This is a genomic window from Mycobacterium deserti, from assembly GCF_025345615.1.
Lineage (GTDB): Bacteria > Actinomycetota > Actinomycetes > Mycobacteriales > Mycobacteriaceae > Mycobacterium > Mycobacterium deserti.
The window spans coordinates 808,348-825,239 of the sequence record NZ_JAODWD010000003.1 but is presented as its reverse complement, the minus strand read 5'-3'; the positions used below and the strand labels follow the sequence as shown (position 1 = coordinate 825,239).

The window sequence follows — 16,892 nt, the reverse complement described above, 5'->3', positions numbered from 1 at the left end:
CCACATCGATCAGTCGCGGACGAGGCTCAAGTCGTCGGCCAGCGCGGCGATGCTGCGCTGCCACAGTGCGCTCAGGTGGTCGATGTCGCCGGGCGAGAACAGAGCGTCGCTCCACCGCAGGTTGGTGATCAGCTGCGACCCCTGGCCGGTGTTCGCGACGGCGGCGCTGATGTGTAGGGCGAACCGCAGCGGAAGGTCCGGCTCCGGTGCGATCGGCAACGCGTCCACGTATGGCTCGGTGAGCAGCGACCACGGCTGTTCGGTTGCGCCGCTGAGGTCCAGGCGGCCAAGGAAGCTGAATTGAATCTGGGGCTCGGAGGCGTCCTGCAGTTCGGGCAGCCGGACAACATGGCGCAGCAGGCCGTAGTCGAGGCCATCGTTCGGGATCGCGTCGAGGCGGGCGACGACGGTGTCGAGAAGCGCTCGCGCCGAACCTCGCCGGCGTTCGGCCTGTTCGACGTCGGCGGCACCCCCCACGCCGAGTCGAATCGGGTACGAGGAGATGAAGGAACCGACAGTGTTGGTTGTGTCCGCATCCAATAGGGCGTCAGCGCGCCCGTGACCTTCGAGCGCGACGAGCGCACCGGTCGACGGGTCCTGTCCACGATCGCGGCGCCAACTCGCTACGGTCAATGCCGTGGCGGCAAGCAGGATCTCGCGTGCGCCTTCGCGTTTCGTCGACGCCGACAGCACGTGCTCGCTGACCTCGGCCGGCGTGACGACGCGGGTGACGCGAAGGGTGGACCATGTGTCCCTGGTGGGGTCGGGCAGTCGGCGGCCCAGCGCCGGGTCAGGTCCGCGGACCTCAGCGGCCCAGAAGCCGCGCTGGTCCCTGACCTCGGCCAGTTCGGCGCGCTGCCACATCATCTGCGACCACCGCCGGTACGACGTGAACTCGGGCAGCGGCCTCGGCGTCTCGCCCGCCCCCAGCGCCCGCACCGCCTCGGCGACGTCGCCGAGCATGATGTGCCACGACACCACGTCGACGGTCAGGTGATGCGCGGTCAGCAGCAACACGTCGCCGCTTTCGGCACCGGTGTACCACACCGCACGCACCATCTGCCCCGTGTGCGGGTCGATCTCGTCGATGACCTTTCGCGCAGATTCCCCAATGGCCGAGCACAGTTCATGCCGGCCGGCACCGGGCAACTCGACGCGGGTGAGCAGGTCCGAGGCGCTGACGATGCCTCGGTCCCGGGTCGCCAGGCGCGGCCCGTCGGCGGTCTCCACGATGACCGACCGCAGCGTGTCATGCGCGTCGAGAAGCAGTTGCAACACCGCCTCGATGGTCGACCGATCGACGTCGGATGGCAGCTGCAACAGGAAATTGTGGGTGAAGCGGCGATAGTTCCCGTGCTCGCAAAGCCAGGACACCATGGGCAACGGAAGCACTTCACCGAAGTCGCCACCGTCGACGAACGCCTCCGACTCGGCACCGGCGTCGATCGCCGCCGCGAGCGTACGGATCGTCGGGCTCGCAAGCATCATTCGCGGACTGAGCATCAGGCCGCGACGGCGCGCCTTGGTGACGAGCGAAATCGCCAGAATGCTGTCGAGGCCCAGCGAGAAGAAGTCGTCGTCGACGTGCGGCGCGGGGGCGTTGAACTGCTCGGAGAACACGTCGCACAACACACGCTCGGTGGCGGTGGACGCCGACGCGGCGCCGTCACCATGTCCGCTGAAGATCGCGTCGGAGGCCAACCGGTCCAAGGCGTGACCGTCCAACTTGCCGTTGGCGTTCAACGGCAGTTGCGGCAGAGCAACGACACGGGCGGGAACCATGTAGGGCGGCAGCCGATCAATCAGCCCGGCGCGTACGAGCAACGGTTCGCCCGTCGTATTCCGCTGCCACACAACGAAACCCACCAAGCTAGTGCTTTCATTGCGGCGTACCACCGACACCGCCGCGTCGTACACCCCGGGTTGATCGCGCATCGCGGCCTCGATCTCGCCGATCTCCACCCGGAAGCCGCGGATCTTGACCTGGGTGTCGGCGCGTCCCAGGTAGGCGAGGCCGCCGTGGGGCAGGCGGCGCACCAGATCACCGGTGCGGTACATCCGGTGTCCTGCCCGGAACGGGTCAGCGACGAATCGAGCCGCCGATAGATCGGGCCTGCTCGCATATCCACGGGCCGTCTGCACACCCGATAGGTACAGCTCCCCCACCGCGCCGTCGGGAACCGGCCGCAATCCCGAGTCGAGGATGTAGGCGAACGTCCCGGCGTTCGCCGTGCCGATCGTCGGCGCCTCGTATCGGCCGACCGGAGCCACCACCGCCTCGACCGTCGACTCGGTCGGCCCATAGCAATTGAAGACCGTCGTGTCGGGCAACGCCCGAAGTTGCGCCCACAGCGCGGGATTGACCGCTTCGCCGCCCAGAGCCAGGACGGCAAGCGGTCGATCCAGTAACCCGGCCGCGTGCAGCTGGACGAACATGGACGGAGTGGTGTCGATCATGTCGATACCGAAGGACGCCATGCCGTTTACGAGCCGTAGCGCATCCTTCATCTCGTCGGCGTCGAACAGGTGCACGCAGTGCCCGTCGAGCAGGCCGACCATCGGCTGCCAGGACGCGTCGAAGCTCAACGACCACGCGTGCGCAATGCGTAGCGGCCTGCCGAGCCGCTCTCCGACAGGCACATACACCCGTTGTCTGTGGTCGGCGAGGTAGCCGAGGACCGCTGCGTTGGTTCCGATGACACCCTTGGGTTCTCCGGTCGAGCCCGAGGTGAAGATGATGTACGCGTTCTGCTCGGGATGGCGACGGATGGCCTCGGCGACGGCGTCTAGGCGTGAGATCCGCTCCGCCACAGCGGCGTCGTCGAGTACCAGCTCGGGCACTCGACCGACACGACCGGAGTGACGCCGCTCAGTCAGGGCGAGCACCGGATCGGACTGAGCCACAATCGACGCGATACGCGTGTTCGGCAGTGCGACGTCGATCGGCACGTAGGCACCGCCGGCGGCGAGCACGGCCAATAGGGCGACGATCGCTCGCGCCGAACGCGGAAGGACGAGAGCCACCGTCGATTCCGGGCCCACCCCGTGCTGACGCAGTTCGCCAGCCAACCGGCACGCCTCGGCGTGCAGTTCCGCGTAGCTGAGGCGCACACCACCGCTGGTGGTGAGGGCGTCGGCGCCCGGTGTCGCGCGGACCTGTCGCTCGAAAGCCTCCCAGATCGTGTCCACGGGCGCCGGCGCAGTGCCGGGTCGCGGCAGCCGGGCACGCTCGGCCGCGGTGAGAACGTCGAGGCCGTTGGGCGTTTCGTCGCCGATATCGGGCAATTGCAGAAGCACGCTTCGCAACCGCTCGCAGAGTGCGGCCGCAGGAAGGTGCGGCAGTACATGCGGCAGCACCTCGACCTGCAGCACCAATGTGTCGTCGAGTACATGGGAGACGACCGTCAGCGGGTAGTGCGTCAGGCTCTCCCCCTCGATCGGCGTGAAGCTCGCGCCGTCGGGTGTGGTGATTGTGTCGATGGCGTCGTCGATCGGGGCGTTCTCGAAGACGAACATGCTGTCGAACAGCGTGCCCCGCCCGTGTGCCCGCTGAATCTCCGCCAGGCTGAGGTAGCCGATGTCGCGCATGGCCGACGACTCACGCTGCAACCGCACACACTGATCGACGACGGAGGCCGTGGTGCTCACCTCGAGCGCGACCGGAACGCTGTTGATGAACAGCCCGACCATGCTCTCCACCCCGGCGAGGCTCTGCGGGCGGCCGGACACGATGGTGCCGAAAACGACGTCGCTGCGGTCGGTGAGTCGGCTCAGAACAACGCCCCACGCGAACATCACCGCCGTGTTCAGCGTGAGTCCGTGCCGTCCCGCCCACGCCCGGAGGCGGGCGGTGTCTTCGGCGGTCAACACGAGCCGGGTTGTCACCGGCACGCCGTCGCCCGCAGGCACCGCGCTGTCGGCGATCATCAGCGGCGCGGACAGAGCACCCAGATACCGAGTCCATTTGGCGAGCGCCGCGTCGCTGTCCTGCTGCGCGAGCCAGATGATGTAGTCGCGGTATGGTCGCGGCGCTGGCAGACTCGCCTGCGATCCGCCTGCCCGGTAGATCGCGAGCATCTCGGTGAAGAAGACCGCGAGTGCCCAACCGTCCATCAGGATGTGATGCGCGGTGAAGATCATCCGCCGTCTCGTCTCACCGGGAACGGTGAGCAGCACGATGCGCAACGCCGGACCACGACTCAGGTCGAACCGACGGCGCCGCTCAGATCGTGCGATCGCGTCGAACTCGGCTGGCGCAGCGGTCCGTTCGGTCCACGGCAGCGCGGCCTTGGCGGGCACGATCTGCACCGGCTTCGGGACATCACGGTCCCAGAAGGCGGCGCGCAGATTGGGGTGGCGTTCCAGCATTGTCTCCGCGCTGCGGCGCAACAGTGCGACATCGACCGGACCGTCGATGTCGACCCGCAGTTGCATGGTGTAGATGTCGACGCCGTCCTCGGCCAGCCGGTACAGCGCGAACAGGCCCTCCTGCAGGGGAGTGAGCGCAAGAACGTCTTCGATCTGCGGCGGGGCGGACGTCATCGGCGCCTCACGTCTGGTTCTGCCACGCCCGGTGAGCGCGGCCAGCGCGTCGGTGTCCAGACCGGATGCGTTGACAGGCTCAGACGGTGAATCAGCCTGTTCGGCAAGCTGTCCCAGTCCGGCGTCGACGGCGGCGGCCAATTCGGCGACGGTCATGTGCTCGAACACCATCAACGGGGTGAGCGCCAGCCCTTGTGCGGTCGCGCGCGCCGACAGCTGTACGGCGATGATGCTGTCGCCGCCGAGAGCGAAGAAGTTGTCGTCGCGTTCGACGTCGGTGATGTCAAGAAGCTCCTCGAGCAGTGTGATCAGGGCCTGCTCGGTCTCGACAGACCCCCCGGCGATGGGCTGCGACACCTCGCCAGTGCGTGCCGTCGGCGGCGCGAGCAGCCGCTCCATGATGTCGTCGGGCAGCAGTTGCACGGAGGACAAGGCGGCGTCGGGCGTGGTCGCGAACGCTTCAAGCGCGGCGGCCAACGCGTCGCCGAGGTGCCGAACGGTCTCGGGCTCGTACAGATCGGCGTTGGCGACCACCCGCACGTCGAGTCCGCCGTCGGACCTGACGTCCATGCCCACATTCAGGTCGAGCAGGGACACCTCGAAGTCCAATGACTCGGGCACCACGCTGGTTTCGTCGGTGAGGGTGCGCGGCCGGAGTGCCCAATCGTCACCCCGGAAGTGAATCGAACTCTGGAACAGCGGATGGTTCCGCGACGTCGACCGACGCGGGTTGAGCGCCTCGACGAGCCGGTCGATCGGCAGTTCCTGGTGTGCCAGCGCATCGAGCACCGTGTCGCGGCTGCGCACCACCGTGGCGCGCAGGCTCGGATCCCCGGACAGGTCGTTGCGCAGCACCACCACGTTGGCGAACGGTCCGTTCGAGCCCGCCGTCGCCAACTCGTTGCGGGATGCGACCGGGCTGCCGATCGGCAGGTCGGTGCCGCCACCGAGCTTGTGCAGCAGCACCGCAAAAGCGGCCTGGTACACCATGAATTCGCTGGCCCCGACCTGCTCGGCGAATGCCGTGAGCTGCGCCCGCCGGGCTGTCGGCACCGTGAACGTCGTCACCTCTGCGCGAGTGCCCAGCACGGGGGGACGGGAATGATCGGCCGCCATCGGTATCTCTTCGGGCAGCCCGGCCAATGCGTCCGACCAGTAGTCGAGTTCGGCCTGACCCCAGCCGCTTCCGGCTTCGAACACCTCCCGTTGCCACACCGCGTACTCGACGAACTGCACCGGTACGTTGTCCCACTGCGGAGTTTCGCCGCGCGTTCGCGCGCGATAGGCGGCGACGACATCGTCGAAGATCACGCCGAGTGAGGTGTGGTCGGTGACGATGTGGTGGACAAGCAGGAGCAGCAGATGCGACTCGGGCGCGACAGTCAACAACGTCGGCTTGATCAGCGGTCCGGATTCCAGCGGGAAGAGGTGGCGCCGCAATTCGGCCACCTTGGCATCAGCATGCTCGGCGGTGCTCTCCGCCACCGTCAACTTCACCGCCAACCCAGGGTGAACGACCTGAAAAGGAACACCCGCGCTTTCTGCGAAGGTCGTGCGCAAGGCCTCGTGCCGGGCCACCACATCGTTGATCGCCGCGGTCAGCGCTTCGATGTCGAGCGGACCGTTGATGCGAAGCGACAGCGCAAGGTTGAAGACGTCGTTCGGACCTCGGAGGCGGTGCTGGAACCACATCGCCAGCTGCGAGTAGGACAGCGGCGGCTTGTCCGGTCGAACCGTGGTGGCGAGCGCCGGCCGGCGTGTCGCCGCGGCCTGCGCCAGCGCAGCCGCCAGTCCCGCAGGGGTGGGGTTGTCGAACACCGCGCGCACGTTCAACTCGACGTCGAATTCCGCTCTGATCAAAGCCACCAACCGCGCTGCCAGCAGTGAGTGACCGCCGAGTTCGAAGAAGGACTCGTCGACGCTGATGTCCTCGCTGTCGAACAGCCGGCCGAAGATCGCGCACACCCCGCGCTCGGTCGCCGTGGTCGGCTCGCGATATCGCCGAGCCGCGATTCGCGTCGTCGCGGGCAGCGCCCGCTTATCCAGCTTCCCGCTGACCGTCAACGGAACCTCGGAGATCACCGCGTACGCACCTGGGACCATGTAGTCCGGCAGCGCCGCCGCCGCATGGGCGCGAACCTCCTCGAGATCCAGCGGCGCAATGCCGCCATCGCCGACAGCAGGCACCACGTATGCCGCCAGTGTCGGCCCGGCCTCGGCGTCCTGCGCCAGAACCACACAGTGCCGCACCGCGGGATGGCGTGCGATCACCGCCTCGACCTCGCCGAGCTCGATCCGGTAACCGCGGACCTTGACCTGCTCGTCGGCGCGACCGACGAACTCGAGGTCGCCGGAGAGGTTGCGGCGCACCAGGTCTCCCGAGCGGTACACCCGCCGACCGGGAATGAACGGGTCGGCGATGAAGCGCTGCGCCGTCAGACCCGCCCGGCGCAGATAGCCACGGGCCAACTGGTTACCGCCGAGGTAGAGCTCGCCGACCACCCCGTTGGGGACCGGCTGCAATTCCTCGTCGAGTACGTAGGCGTATACGTTGCGGTTCGGTACGCCAATCGGCACGACCGCGCTGCCCTGCGGCCCGTGCACCGGCTTGTGCGTCGAACAGACCACCGCCTCTGTCGGGCCGTAGTGGTTGCGCAACTGTGCGTCGAAATAGTCGGCGAACCGGTCGGCGACCTCGCTGGGCAACGCCTCGCCGCCCACCGGTACCAGACGCAGCTGGCGCCATTGGCGAACCTGCGGCAACAGCAGCAGCGTGCTCAGCATCGACGGCACCATGTGCAGCACCGTGACCTGGTGCCGGTCGATCAGGTCGGCGACGTACGGAATGTCGGCGAATGCGTCGGGCTTGGGCACCACCAGTTGAGCCCCGATCGAGAGCGTCACGAAGATGTCGAGCAGCGACGCGTCGAAGCTGACCGACGACGATTGGAGCAACCGGTCCTGCGCGGTCATGTCCCAGTCGGCGACGAAGCTCACGACGTGCTCGGCGATCGCGCGATGCGATACGGCAACGCCTTTCGGCGTACCGGTGGAGCCGGAGGTGTAGATGACATAGGCAAGATTCTCGGGCCGTAGCGGGCGCACGCGGTCGGCATCGGTGAGCGCCGCGTCGGAGTTCGTCTCCGACACGCGCTCGGCTTCGGCCATGTCGGCGGGCCCGATGACGAGTTCGGGTCGCGCGTCGGCAATCAGGTAATCGATTCGCTCGTCCGGATAGGCCGGGTCGATAGGCAGATAGCCTGCACCGGACTTCAGCACCGCGAGTACGGCGACGATGAACTCGGTCGACGTCGTCATGCGCAGGCCGACGACGTCCTCAGCGCCGATCCCCTGCCCAATCAGCCAGCGGGCCAGTCGATTCGCCCGCCGGTGCAACTCGCCGTAGGTGAGTCGGTGCTCCTCGGAGACCACGGCGATCGCCTCGGAGGCTGAGTCGGCCGCCGCCTCGAAGATGGCGACCATCGTGGTCGCCGGGGTGGCGGCGAGCTCGCCTCGCGACTGCGCCAGCACCGCTGCCCGCTCACGCTCACCGAGCAGCTCCAGGGCGGTGAGGCGCCGGTCCGGCTCGCTGAGCGCGTGATCGAGCAAGTGCGCGAAATTACTGAGCATCTGATCGACGAGAGCATCGGACAGCACACTCGTCTGGTACTCGAGTTCGAGAATGGTGGCGTCGGGATCCCGTACGACGGCAAGGGAAAGCGGCAGCTGGGCCGTCACCGCGCCCAGCTCGAGTTGGCGCACGACGACGTCGTCCAACGCAAGCTCGGTGGCGGTCTTACGCATGCTGAAGCCCAACTGGACGAGTTGCTCCATGCCGTCGCGTCCGACCGATCGCTGCGGGTTCGCCTCGCGCACGACGCGATCGACGCCGACCGATTGGTGCGCGAAACCGGCGAGGCACGTTTCGCGCACCGAATCGACGAACGAGGCAAAGGTGTTCTGCGAGCCGGCAGCGAAGCGCAGCAGCAAGGTGTTACCGAAGTAGCCGAGCGCGCCTTCGGCAGTGCCGCTGCGCTCGGTGACCGGAATGGAGATGAGAAAATCTGTCGATCCGGTGTAGCGGCGGGCCAGCACCCCGAACGCGGCAAGCAGCACCATGAATGGTGAGGCGCGCCGTTCCTGCGCGAAAGCCTCGATTCGGGACCACAATTGGCTGGGTAGCGGACGGGTCCTGCGTTCGGCCCGCCGCGATGTCGACGCCGCGCTCGAACCGGGAAGCACCAACGGTTCGGGCGGGGGCCGCAGCACGTTGCGCCAGTACTCGACATCGGTCTCGCTGGGTTCACCGCGGCCGTTCAAAACACCGACGACGACGAAGTCCTCGGCAGGTGTACTACGTCGGATGCCGTTGTAAGCCGCGCTTACATCGGACAGGAACACAGCCGTGCTGTCGTCGTCCCAGCAGATGTGATGTGCGACGAGGAGCAGCACGACCTCGTCGGCTGCCGTGCGCGCCAGCGTGACGCGCAGTGGTGCATCCGCCACCAGGGCGAACGGCGTTCCGAACTCGTCCCGGGCCAGCGCTTCGAGCTGCTGATCGCGCTCGGGGTCGGGTAGCTCGGTCAGGTCGCGTTCCCGCCAACCGATGTCGATGTTCTCGTGGGCCACCTGGTACGGCTCCCCCTCGGCATCGACACCGTAGGTGGTCCGCAGAATCGAATGGCGCGCCACCGCGTCGGTGAACGCGCGACGCAGACGCCGCTCATCGACGACGCCGGTCAACCGGTAGGCGATGCAGATGTTCAGGGTGGTGTCCGACGGATCCAGGTTCTGCAGAAACCACATCCGCCGCTGCCCGGTCGAGAGCGGGTAGCGCTGCCCTGCCCGCAAGCGCGTCTGTTCAACCGGTCTGGCCGTCTTCAGTCCCCGTTCGGCCAGCCGCTTGCGCATCAACTCCCGGCGAAGTTCGTTCACGTCGCGGGCATCGTTGGTCATCGGGACTGGCCGTCCAGATACCCGCCGCGCAGGAAGAATTCGGATCCGCGGTGCTCGACGCCATCGGCGCTGCTGACGCGGGTGACGACCAGGGCGCGGTTACCCCCGCGATGGGCATTGAGGCCGCAGACCACTGCGCCTCCACCCTCCTGCACGATGACCCGACCGGGGGTTCCCCCATACCTGGCGTCGGACACATGAGCCTCGAGCACTTCGATCCGTTCGCCGCGATAGAAGCTGAAGGGCCGGGGATAGGGTTCTGACAGCGCTCGGACGAACCGTTCGAGATCTTCTGCAGGCCAGCTCCAGTCGATCAGGCTGTCGCGCTCCGATCGCTTGTGGAAATAGGTTCGCTCGGCTCGGTTCTGCGGGCGCCAGACCGCGGTTCCGGACTCCAGTGCGTCGAGCGCATCCTTAAGCACCCCGGGGATCAGCTCCATGGCCTTGCGCACCAATTCGGTTCCGGTGTCGGTGGGACCGATCGGTAGAGCGTGCTGAATCAGAATGTCGCCGGTGTCCAGGTCGTCGTCCATTCGGTGCACCGTCAGCCCGAACTCGGACTCACCACTGATCAGCGTCCAGAGGACGGGCGAGAAGCCCGTGCACTTCGGTAGCAGCGAGTCGTGGAAGTTCAGCGTGCCGTGCGGCGGGAGGTCGTACAGCTCCGCGGGCCACCGCGTGTACCAACTGTTGACGACATTGACCTCCGGCTCTGCCCGCTTGACCAGATCGATCGTCTCCGGATCGATGCGCTCGGTGAGGTGCACGGGGATGCCGTGGTCACGGGCGAGCTCCTCGACGGAGTCCGACCAGATCGCCTTGTACCCCTGCGCGCTGGCCGGATGGGTGACCACCAGCGGTACGTCGTGGCCCTGATCGATCAAAGCCTGCAACGTATTTCGGCCCCAGGTCTGAAATCCGAAGAACACGACGCGCATCGCACGATCCCTTTCCGTTCCACGCTCTCGGCCGAGTCATGAGCGCCACCATCAGGTCAGCAGATTATGTTAGCCTTCGCTAACTTGCGCAGCTCCCTCGCCGTCGCGCAAGGCCACACTCTTCGCAGGAGGTGCCGGGCTGAACCCCCCGCGCTTCCCGGGCGAGTTCTCGCTGCGCCGGCTGGAACCCGATCGCGATCTCGCGCTGCTGCACTCCTGGCTGAACGACCCGGAGGTGGCGCAGTTCTGGAACATGGCATGGCCACTCGCGAAGGTCGCGTCCTATCTGCGGGACCAACACGACAGCGCGCATTCCGTCGCGCATGTCGGCGAAGCCAACGGCGTACCGATGAGCTACTGGGAGCTCTACCGGGCCGACCTGGATCCGCTCGCCGAGCACTACCCGGCGCGCGCACATGACGCGGGCGTGCACCTGCTACTGGGGCCCGCCGAGTTTCGAGGTCGAGGCCTGGCTGCGCCCCTGATCGAGGTGGTCTCCGGCTGGTTGCTCAGGACCGACCCGCGCGCTTCCCGTGTCGTCGCCGAACCCGACGTAGAGAACCACCGGTCGATCCGCGCGTTCGAGGGAGCCGGGTTCCGTCGCATGGCCGATATCGATCTGCCGAAGAAGAGAGCTGCTCTGATGGTCCGCGAACGCTCCGGGTACAGGGCGTTCCGACGATCGCCTTATGTTAGCCTTCGCTAACTTGCATGGGGTGGCGCCGGTCGCGGCGGAGGAAGTCGAGAGGTGTCTGTGCATGGCGCGCAAACTGGGCTGGATCCGGCAATTCCATAAGCCCGCCGGACCTGACAGTCCCCCGCTACTGGTCTTCCCGCACGCCGGGGCGGGTGCATCGGCTTACCGCGAGTTCTCCAAGGTGCTCAGCGCGAAGTTCAACGTGCTCGTGTTCCAGTACCCTGGCCGCCAGGACCGCGCCGGCGAAGCGTTGCTGGGGACGCTTCCCGAGATCGCTTCCGGAGCGTTCGACGAATTCTCGACGTCGGAGCACATTCGCCGTGGCCCACTCGTCGTCTTCGGCCACAGTATGGGCGCCCTTGTGGCATTCGAGTTCGTGCGCATCGCCGAGGCCGCCGGTGTCGACGTTCGACAACTCAACGTCGCGGCCACCGTGGCACCGCACCTGGCGGCGGCCAAGCCATCGCACCCCAAGGACGACGAGTCGCTGTTGAACCACCTTTCGGCGCTCGAGGGCACCGACGCGGGCGTGATGGGCAACCGTGAGCTGATGATGCGGACGCTGCCCGTCGTCAGGGCCGACTTCAGCGCCGTCGACGTGTACTCCTGCCCCGACGACGTCAAGGTGTGCGCGCCGATCCACGCGATGGGCGGCGAACAGGACGTCCTCATCACGTTGGCCGACCTCTACGGCTGGAGCAAGCACACCGACGACTTCAAGGTGACGATGTTCGAGGGGGGCCACTTCTTCGTCAATCAGCACGTCGAGGCGGTCGCCGACCTGCTGGTGCCGGGTGCGATGTCCGGACAGATCGCGTGAGCCGCAACGGATATTCGCCGCATGACGACCCGATCGTCATCTCAGGATTGGCGATCGAGGCACCCGGTGGCGTCGACAGCCCGGCCAAGATGTGGTCGGCACTCGCCGAAGCCAAGGAACTGATCAGCCCCTTCCCGCGCGACCGCGGTTGGCCCGTCGAGGATCTGCTCTCACTGGACGCCTACGAGGGCTGGGGCAAGGTGTGCGACGCGGGCGGATTTCTCGACGACGCAGGCGTATTCGATCCCGCGTTCTTCGGTATCACGCAGCGCGAGGCGACGGTCATGCAGCCGCAACAGCGCGTCGCGATCCGGGTCGCGTGGAAGGCACTGGAGAACGCCGGAGTCAATCCCGGCGCGCTGGCGGGAACCGACGGCGGTGTTTTCGTCGGGATGTCGCCCATGGAATACGGCCCGCGCGCGTGCACGCCCGACGACTACAGCGGACATCGGATCACCAACCTCGGACAGCTCGGGGCCGCCGGCCGGATCTCGCACTGCCTCGGCCTTGTCGGGCCGTCGATGGCCGTCGATTCCGCGTGTGCCTCGTCGTTGACCGCACTGCATCTGGCGGCCTCCTCTGTGCGCGAGGGTGAATGCGACTGGGCGCTGGCCGGCGGTACCTGTGTGATGGGTTCGCCCGCAGCCTTTTACGAGTTCGCGCGGCTGAACGCGCTATCCCAGGACGGGCACAGCCGCTCCTATTCCGAAGGCGCATCGGGCGCTCTCTGGGGCGAGGGTGTGGGAATGGTGCTCGTCGAGCACGAGTCGCGGGCCAGGCAACTCGGCCACCGTGTCTACGGACGTATCCGCGCCATTCGCACCAACCACAACGGCAAGGGCAAGCCGATCCTGGTGCCCCGGCTACGCGCCCAGGAACAGCTGATGCGCAAGACGATCGACGCCTCAGGTGTCGATCCGGCCGACATCGGCATGATCGAGGGGCACGGCACGGCGACATTGGCCGGTGACCCGGTGGAGCTGATCGCGCTGATGAAGACCTACGGCGCAGGCGGATCGCACGCGCGCGTCGGCTCGATGAAAAGCAATGCAGGACATGCCCAGGCGGCATCGGGAATTCTCGGAGTGATCAAACTGCTCCTGGCCGGCCAGCACGGACATATTCCGCCGACGCTGTTTTCCGACAAACCCACCAAGATGGTCGACTGGGACCTGACCGGGCTGCGGCTGGCGACGACGCTGCACCCCTGGGAGCCGAAAGACGGTGTGCGCTACGGCGCGGTGTCGTCATTCGGCGCAGGCGGCGCCAACGCCCACGCGATCTTCGCCATGCCAGCGAGTGAGTGAGAACTGTGACAACGTTTGACCACCGGCTTCCGAACGGCTCCGTTCCCGTACTGGTGTCGGCTGACGCCCCGGATCTGCTGACCGCTGATGCCGCCGCGCTTCACTCGTATGTCGTCGATCATCCGCAGGTACCGCCGCAGGCCATCGCGGACATGTTGTTCCGCACCAGAGGTCCGCGACGATACCGCGCCTTGTGCATGGTCGAGGACCGCGACGGCCTGCTCTCCGCACTGCGCGCGGTTGCCGACGGCCGCGACCATCCGGCGGTCGTGGGTACGGGCACGCCCGCAGCGACCGGTCGCGCCGCATTCGTCTTCCCCGGGCAGGGCAGCCAGCGGCCCGGTATGGGACGCCTGTTCTACGAGTCGGTGCCCGCGTTCCGCGACGAGGCGGACCGCTGCGCCGCGGTGTTCGAGGAGCAGTTCGGCCACTCGCCGCTCAACTACCTTCTCGAAGAACAGTTTCCGGTCGATGACACGGCCACCACGGTCCAGCCCGCGTTGTTCACGCAGATGGCCGGGCTGGCCGCGATTTGGAAGTCGTTCGGTATCGCGCCCAGCGTCACCGTGGGCCACAGCCAAGGTGAGATCGCCGCGGCCTATGTGGCGCAGGTCATGACCCTGCCCGATGCCGTCCGCGCCATCTGGATCCGGGCGCAGGCGGTCGACGTGTCCACGGGGGGCGATTACGCAATGGGCGTTGTGGCCGCGGGTCGCGACGCTTGTGAGGACCTGCTCGCCCGGTCCGACGGCTGGGCGCAACTCTCGGTGGTCAACTCGCCCACGATGGTGGGGATCTCGGGCGAGGTTACGGTCATCGAGGGCATCGTCGAGGCATTCACGCAGCGGGGGGTCTTCGCTCGCGTCATCCGCGTGCGGTATCCCGCCCACACCGTGTTGATGAACAAGATCGGCGACACCGTGCGCCGTGATATGCATCGCCACCTGGACAACCGCACCTTCCTCGACAGCGAAACCGCCTGCATCGGTGCGACTCTCGGCGGCCGGCTCACCGACGAGTTCACCACGGACCAGTACTGGTTCCTCAACCTGCGCAACACCGTTCGGTTCGACAGGGCGATCGAAGCCGCCGGGAAGCACGAAATCGGCCTGTTCGTCGAACTGGCCGAGCACCCGACGCTGCAGGTGGCGATCGAGCAGAATCTCGCCGCATTGGCCGACGACGGCGCGCCGACCGTGATCGGCACATCGGTCCGTACGGCCCGGAACCTCGACGAGTTCACCCGCAACCTGGCGGTCGCTGCCATCAACATTGCGGACTTCCCGTGGGATCGCCTGGGTGACGAGTCCGACCGGCCCGCTCCGCTGCCGCTTCTCGACTTCCCGAATTCGCCGATGCGCGCGTCGGTCTCATGGCTGCCGTACATCACCGGCCAGAACCCGCAGGCGACCCGCGTCGAACCGGTCCGGCCCGCCGAGCCTGTGCGCCAACCGGCGGCAGGGGCACGGCCGCGACTCCTCGTCGAGCACTGGCAGCGGCTGTCCCGGCGCTCGCTGATGGCGCCGCGCACGATCGGAGTCGTCGATCACACCGGGACTTTCGCGGCTTTGGTGTCGGATCTCTGCTCGGCAGCCGCTGACATCGGCGCCTCGGCCCGACCGGTGGCGGACGAAAGCGGGGGCGCTACGGCAGGGTTCGACACACTGGTGATCCTCGTTCCGCCGTCGGCCGCGACCAACGACTCCGCCGCCGCCGCCGACGTCGCGGCGTTCTTCGGCGCGCGCGACTGGTGGCCGGGACTGGACGAGACGGTGACGGATTGCTGGCTGGTGACCGCCGGCGGCGAATCCGTCCTCGACGACGATGCGCCACCGGACCTGCTGGCGGCCGCGGCGAGCGCGGGCTTCCGCAGTGTCGGCGCCGAGCACCCCGGCGTCAGGTTCCGTCACCTGGACCTGCCGACGGGGGCGGCACCGTCGGCCATCGACATCCTGGCGTCGCTGCACACCGACGGTGAGACCGAACTCGCGCTGCGCCACGGCGCCGTGTACGCCAAGCGCGTCGTCGAACGCGACTCCCCCGCAGCCGACGCCACCCACTATGAGCATGTCCTGATCGTCGGCGGGACCGGCAACGTGGGACTCGAAGTCTGCGAGCACTATGCACACCGAGGTGCGCGGCGCATCACGCTGGTGAGCCGATCCGGTGAGACCGACGCAGTCGCCGAGCGCCTCGGACACATCCGCTCTGCCGCCTCGACCACCATTCAGGTCAGCGCCTGCGACATCGGCGATGGAGCCGCGGTGCAGCGGTTGGCCGACGAGAACCTGAGCACCCCTGCGGATCTGATCGTCCACGCCGCCGTGGTGTTCACCGGCAACGAGCTGGGTGACATCACTGCAGATAAGGTCGACGAAGCACTGCGCGCCAAGGTCGTCGGAATCTCCCGGGTTCTCGAGAGCTTCCCCCGGACATCCGCGTGCCGAGTGCTGCTCTGCTCCTCTATCGGCGCCAATGTCGGCGGTCGCGGGCTGGTCGTGTACGCCGCGGCGAACCGGATGCTCGACGCGATGGCGCGGCGGCGACGCGCCGAAGGTCTGGATTGCGTTGCGGTGCAGTGGGGCCACTGGGCAGTGACGTTCGATCCCGAAGCCGAGCACACGAACCGCCTGGGCTCGACCGGTCTGCTGCCGATGGCAACCGACGGTGCATTGGCGATGGGACTGGGCCACCTGCCGGAGAACTCGATCGTCGCGGCATTCGACCTCGAACGAGCGCGGTCGGTGCTCGACATCTGCGGGCGTGCGTCGCTGCTGTCGGAGCTCAGTTCGCCGGTCACCGACAACCTGGTTGGGGGCGACGACGGCGACGACGGCGACGTATCGCAGCGATTCATGAACCTGGTCGCGGGCACCATCGGCGTCCAGGGCGTCGAGTCGATCGACACCACGCTCCCGTTGGTCGCCATCGGCCTCGATTCCCTTCAGGCGCTGGAGATCCGCCGTCGCGTCAAGTCAGAGTTCAACCACGACCTGGAGATTGCGGATCTGCTTGGGGGCGCCTCGATCTCAGACGTGCTCGTCCGGCTCGGCGCTCATTGAGGCGCGGTCGGCGTTGTCGAGGATCAGCTGTTGCCGTTTCGGCCACCACAACACCTCGACCAAGAGCGCGACGAGGTAGATGGCCGACACCACGGCGTTGCCCCACGAGCCGATGGCCGCGTCCCACACCGCCGTCGCCACCGCTACCACGAGAACGAACGGCACCACCCAGCGGAACGGCCGCGCGGTCTCGGCCGCCGCGTGCAGGCCGCGGCCGTAGTCGGTGACGGCCTGCGCCAACCGTTCGTCGGGGACCCGTTCACCACGGCGTGCGGTGTGGGCGACCACCACGCGTTCGTCGCCGGTGAGCCTGCGGGCACCGGGCCAGAACCGCGTCATCCGTCGATGCATCCAGACGCCATAGAACGTGCCGACGATCCCAAAGACGATCACACCGGTCAGCAGGGCGCCGGAATCCAGCCATGCCAGCCCGCCGGTGCACATTCCGACGACCGCTCCGATCGTGAGCGCTCTGCACACGGCGCCGCCTCGCCAGACGACCGCCGGAACCGTCACCACACGGTGATTGTCCGCATTTCGCCATCCCGTGCTGGCGGACCGGCGAAAAAC

At 67.3% G+C, this 16,892-nt stretch carries 7 protein-coding genes and 1 pseudogene; 4 read left to right on the top strand and 4 right to left on the bottom strand.

Annotated features, from left to right (window positions below):
• Nucleotides 1–9 precede the first annotated feature (9 nt).
• From N4S67_RS15410 to N4S67_RS15400, 3 genes and pseudogenes are all read right to left on the bottom strand, one after another.
• The gene (locus N4S67_RS15410; RefSeq protein WP_260994058.1) at nt 10–4,542 is read right to left on the bottom strand and encodes a non-ribosomal peptide synthetase; all 4,533 of its coding nucleotides are present in this window, start codon (nt 4,540–4,542) and stop codon (nt 10–12) included.
• Between the two features lie 7 nt (nt 4,543–4,549).
• A pseudogene (locus N4S67_RS15405) lies at nt 4,550–9,498 on the bottom strand (amino acid adenylation domain-containing protein).
• Nucleotides 9,495–10,436 (bottom strand): methionyl-tRNA formyltransferase, encoded by a 942-nt coding sequence (locus N4S67_RS15400; protein ID WP_260993823.1) that lies wholly within the window; start codon nt 10,434–10,436, stop codon nt 9,495–9,497. The pseudogene N4S67_RS15405 and the gene N4S67_RS15400 overlap by 4 nt, the downstream one beginning before the upstream one ends.
• A 139-nt stretch (nt 10,437–10,575) precedes the next feature.
• On the opposite strand from N4S67_RS15400, the gene N4S67_RS15395 reads away from it, so the two are divergent.
• The 4 genes from N4S67_RS15395 (at nt 10,576) to nbtC (ending at nt 16,322) form a co-directional block, all read left to right on the top strand.
• Nucleotides 10,576–11,142 carry a GNAT family N-acetyltransferase gene (locus N4S67_RS15395; protein ID WP_313959953.1) on the top strand — a complete coding sequence of 189 codons (567 nt, stop codon included), beginning with the start codon at nt 10,576–10,578 and terminating at the stop codon, nt 11,140–11,142.
• Between the two features lie 52 nt (nt 11,143–11,194).
• Nucleotides 11,195–11,953 (top strand): thioesterase II family protein, encoded by a 759-nt coding sequence (locus tag N4S67_RS15390; RefSeq protein ID WP_260993822.1) that lies wholly within the window; start codon nt 11,195–11,197, stop codon nt 11,951–11,953.
• The gene (locus N4S67_RS15385; RefSeq protein ID WP_260993821.1) at nt 11,950–13,260 is read left to right on the top strand and encodes a beta-ketoacyl [acyl carrier protein] synthase domain-containing protein; all 1,311 of its coding nucleotides are present in this window, start codon (nt 11,950–11,952) and stop codon (nt 13,258–13,260) included. The genes N4S67_RS15390 and N4S67_RS15385 overlap by 4 nt, the downstream gene beginning before the upstream one ends.
• Nucleotides 13,261–13,334: 74 nt before the next feature.
• Complete coding sequence (gene nbtC / locus N4S67_RS15380; protein ID WP_313959952.1) at nt 13,335–16,322, top strand: nocobactin polyketide synthase NbtC; 2,988 nt, start codon at nt 13,335–13,337, stop codon at nt 16,320–16,322.
• On the opposite strand, the gene N4S67_RS15375 is transcribed toward nbtC, so the two are convergent.
• Entirely contained in the window at nt 16,290–16,841 is a 552-nt protein-coding gene (locus N4S67_RS15375) for a hypothetical protein (protein WP_260993819.1), read from the bottom strand. The two genes, nbtC and N4S67_RS15375, sit on opposite strands and share 33 nt — an antisense overlap.
• Nucleotides 16,842–16,892 lie beyond the last annotated feature (51 nt).

What these genes read in the sequence shown, in the direction of transcription:
- N4S67_RS15410 (WP_260994058.1), bottom strand. Translation starts at nt 4,542, where the DNA reads ATGACGTCCGCCCCGCCGCAGATCGAAGACGTTCTTGCGCTCACTCCC.
- N4S67_RS15400 (WP_260993823.1), bottom strand. Translation starts at nt 10,436, where the DNA reads ATGCGCGTCGTGTTCTTCGGATTTCAGACCTGGGGCCGAAATACGTTG.
- N4S67_RS15390 (WP_260993822.1), top strand. Translation starts at nt 11,195, where the DNA reads ATGGCGCGCAAACTGGGCTGGATCCGGCAATTCCATAAGCCCGCCGGA.